At 63.8% G+C, this 390-nt stretch carries 1 protein-coding gene; it reads right to left on the bottom strand.

Annotation, left to right across the window (positions count from 1 at the left end; translation table 11 throughout):
* A partial coding sequence (locus tag EN852_RS35875) for a DUF444 family protein (protein ID WP_135879686.1) occupies positions 1-390 on the bottom strand: 390 nt, incomplete at both ends.

Genomic DNA, 390 nt, shown 5'->3' with positions numbered 1-390 from the left:
CTCGCGCAAGGCCACGATGCGTTCATGCGTCTTGGCATTTGGCGGCTTTGCTTCCAGGTCGGCGATCTGCTGGGCGAGAGCTTCCACCTCCGCCCGTTTCGGACGTCTCAACGCGATACGTCGCCCGTGGCTGTTTCGCATCGTGCGCCCGACATTGATGTTGGTCGGCGCGCCGCTGGCCGCGAAACCCGCCCGCTTCGGCTTGAAGCTGAGGATCTGCTTCAGGCTGAGCTTGACCAGATCGGGGAGTTCGAGGTCTTCGAAGAAGAGTTCCAGCACCTCCTCGCGCGACAGCACGAAGCGGAAATCGTCCTCGGATTCAGTCGTTCCGGGAGCCGATGCGCCTGCGCCCCCACCGCCGCTTGGCTTGGGGACTAGGTCACCCGCGTT

It is taken from the genome of Mesorhizobium sp. M2E.F.Ca.ET.209.01.1.1 (genome assembly GCF_004010375.2).
GTDB lineage: Bacteria > Pseudomonadota > Alphaproteobacteria > Rhizobiales > Rhizobiaceae > Mesorhizobium.
The sequence above is the reverse complement of the archived record's forward strand: the minus strand, read 5'-3'. Positions and strand labels throughout refer to the sequence as shown.